The following is a 297-nucleotide window of genomic DNA, read 5'->3' as shown; positions in this document are numbered from 1 at the left end:
AATCTCCTCTTGCGTTCAAGGTACTTGCTTTTACCACTCTTGGGAAATCTGTATTTGGATTCTCAGGGGTCCAAGGTTGGATACCTGCTCTATAGTTACTATCGTCATCAAAACGATCGATAATACTTCTGAATCCATTATATACGGTAGCTCCGAAAGAACCGATCCAGTTCATCGAGAAGTCGAATCCTTTATAACTGGCGTTTCCATTGAGTCCCATTTCGAAGTCAGGCCATGGACTTCCTACCACAGCTCTATCCTCATTGGTGATCTCTCCATCATCATTCACATCCTTAA

Annotated in this window: 1 protein-coding gene; it reads right to left on the bottom strand. The window is 42.8% G+C overall.

What is annotated here, in order from left to right; genetic code table 11:
* Positions 1–297 (bottom strand): hypothetical protein (locus HC176_RS18970; protein ID WP_167920518.1); only part of this gene is annotated, 297 nt, incomplete at both ends.

This window comes from Tamlana crocina (assembly GCF_012037625.1).
This window is presented reverse-complemented; position numbering and strand designations above follow the sequence as displayed.